The sequence below is a fragment of the Streptomyces sp. SID3343 genome (genome assembly GCF_009865215.1).
GTDB lineage: Bacteria > Actinomycetota > Actinomycetes > Streptomycetales > Streptomycetaceae > Embleya.
Genome location: NZ_WWJX01000748.1, coordinates 1 through 2834, shown reverse-complemented (window position 1 = coordinate 2834; position 2834 = coordinate 1). Strand labels below are relative to the sequence as shown.

At 69.5% G+C, this 2834-nt stretch carries 2 protein-coding genes; one reads left to right on the top strand and one right to left on the bottom strand.

Annotated elements, in window-relative coordinates:
• The first annotated feature begins 251 nt into the window (after positions 1-251).
• Complete coding sequence (locus tag GT354_RS22970; RefSeq protein WP_346012133.1) at positions 252-1700, top strand: SulP family inorganic anion transporter; 1449 nt, start codon at positions 252-254, stop codon at positions 1698-1700.
• Between the two features lie 216 nt (positions 1701-1916).
• Here the strand turns inward: GT354_RS22970 and GT354_RS22965 are convergent, their stop codons facing one another.
• The gene (locus tag GT354_RS22965) at positions 1917-2540 is read right to left on the bottom strand and encodes an RraA family protein (protein ID WP_161358266.1); all 624 of its coding nucleotides are present in this window, start codon (positions 2538-2540) and stop codon (positions 1917-1919) included.
• Between the last annotated feature and the right edge of the window lie 294 nt (positions 2541-2834).

The following is a 2834-nucleotide window of genomic DNA, read 5'->3' as shown; positions in this document are numbered from 1 at the left end:
GCCACCGGGCCGCCGCTCGCGTGATCACGTCAAGCCCCACCACCGACTTCCACCCGCCGAGCGCGGGTGAACCGCGGCCCGCCCACCGGCGGGGCCGCGCCACGCACGCGTGCCCGCGGCCCCCTACGAGGGCCGGGCCGCCCGAACTCCCTAGGCGCACACTCTTGCCCGGTTCCGTCCCGTCCTCGTCCCGCCCGCACCCGCACCCGCGCCCGCAACCCCGCTTTCGTCCGATCAGGCCGACCCGACCGGTGTGGTTGGCTCCCAAGGTCGCCCGTACCGAGATTCTGGCGGGCCTGGTGGTCGCGCTCGCGCTCATCCCCGAGGCGATCTCGTTTTCGATCATCGCCGGCGTCGACCCCTCGATCGGCCTGTTCGCGTCCTTCACCATGGCCGTGACGATCTCCGTCGTGGGCGGACGCCCGGCGATGATCTCCGCCGCCACCGGAGCCGTCGCCCTGGTCACCGCTCCGCTCAACCACGACCACGGCCTCGGCTACCTGATCGCCGCCGTCATCCTCGGCGGCGTCTTCCAGATCGTGCTGGGCGCGCTGGGGGTCGCCAAGCTCATGCGGTTCGTGCCCAGATCGGTGATGGTCGGCTTCGTCAACGCCCTCGCGATCCTGATCTTCGTCGCCCAGCTACCGCAACTGCACGACGTCCCATGGGCGGTGTACCCGCTGCTGGCCGCCGCGCTGGTGATCATGGTGTTCTTCCCACGCCTGACCAGGGTCGTCCCCGCACCGTTGGTGTCCATCGTCGCGCTCACCGCGCTCACCCTCGGCGCCGGCATCGCGGTGCCGGACGTCGGCGGCGAGGGCGAGTTGCCCTCGTCCTTCCCGACCCCCGGACTGCCCGATGTCCCCTTCGACGTGGACACGCTCACCACCATCGCGCCCTACGCCCTCGCTCTGGCGCTCGTGGGTCTGATGGAATCCTTGATGACGGCGAAACTCGTCGACGACATCACCGACACCCACTCGAACAAGACCCGCGAGTCGATCGGGCAGGGCATCGCCAACATCGTCACCGGATTCTTCGGTGGCATGGGTGGTTGCGCGATGATCGGGCAGACCATGATCAACGTCAAGAACGGGGCGCGGACGCGCCTGTCGACGTTCCTTGCCGGGGTGTTCCTGATGATTCTGTGCGTGGTCTTCGGGTCCGTCGTCTCGGACATCCCGATGGCGGTTCTGGTCGCCGTGATGATCATGGTGTCGGTCGGCACGTTCGACTGGCACTCCATCGCGCCGGCGACACTGAAGCGGATGCCGATCGGCGAGACCCTGGTCATGGTCGTCACGGTCGCGGTCGTCGTCGCGACGAGCAACCTCGCCATCGGCGTCGTCGTCGGTTCGGTCACCGCGATGGTCGTCTTCGCCCGCCGGGTCGCCCACCTCGCCGACGTGGAGGCGGTCAAGGACCCGGACGGCACCACCGTGGTCTACACGGTCACCGGCGAGATGTTCTTCGCCTCCAGCAACGATCTCGTCTACCGCTTCGACTACGCGGGCGACCCCGACCGGGTGGTCGTCGACCTCGCCCGCGCGCACATCTGGGACGCGTCCTCCGTGGCCACGTTGGACGCGATCACCACGAAGTACGCGCGCTACGGGAAGACCGTCGAGATCATCGGGCTCAACGAACAGTCGGCCAGAATGCACGCGAGCCTCAGCGGCGAACTCGGCGGCGGCCATTGACGGTCGACCTGCGCGTGCGGGGATCGGAGCATCCGGTGGTGGCGAGGGCCTGCCCGATCGACTCGCGGGGTGCGCGGGGGCTGTCGGGAGTACATCGACCGGCTTCCGACGGCTGCCGGTGAGCGAGGCGACCCGAGAGGATGGAGAGGGTCGAGAGGATGGGTACGTTACCGGCACGACCGAGGCGATCGATCGGTGACGGATGCGGTGGATTGATCAACCCTCGAAGCCATTGTCGCTCAGGATCCTGTCGATGCGGGCACGGTGCGCGTGCTCCCACGCGTCGAGGGATTCGTCGGCCTCCTCGGCCAACTTGGCCCGGGCGTCGAGGAGTACGCGTTCTCGACGCGCGGCGGGCGTGACCACGACGCCCTCCTCGTCGGCCACCACGATGTCGCCGGCGTACACGATCACCCCGCCGCACCGGACCGGGCCGTTGAGCGGTACGACGGCCGCCTTGGTCCCCGGGAACGGGACGACACCCCGGGCGAAGACCGGAAAGCCCATGTCACGCACCTCGCCGAGGTCGCGGATCACCCCGTCCAGAACGAACGCCGCGATCCCGCGGCGTTGTGCGACCGCGCACACGTTGCCACCGGCAAGCGCGTAGTCCACGTCGCCCGCCTCGACGACGACGATCGCGCCGGGCTCGGCACGGTGGATGGCCGCGTGCAACATCAGGTTGTCACCGGGAGGGCACCGCACGGTGAACGCCGGCCCGGCGACCCGCGGGATCCCGGGCCACAACGGACGAATGCCGAAGTCCATGACCTGCGCGCGCCCGAGCAGGTCGGCGAGGGTGGTCGGGGGGATCGCACGGAATCCGGCGGCGTCGTTCATGGCGTTCCTTCGGTCAGGTTGTGGACGGATTCCGGTCGGGGGCGGCCGAGCCGGGGACGGCTTGGGGTGGCTCCGGAGGCTTCGGGTGGCTTCAGGGGGCTTCGGGTGGCTTCGGATGACTTTGGGTGGGCGGTCTGTGGTCGGGCTTTGCCCGGCGCTGTGGGGGCTTCCGCCGGGAGACCGACCATCCTTCGGGCGGAAGGCACTTGGGCGCGACACTAGCGAAGCCACACACGGTTTTGGTCGGGGTCCGCGTTGGTCGGGACCGGCGTTGGCCCGACCGGGTCCGAAGCC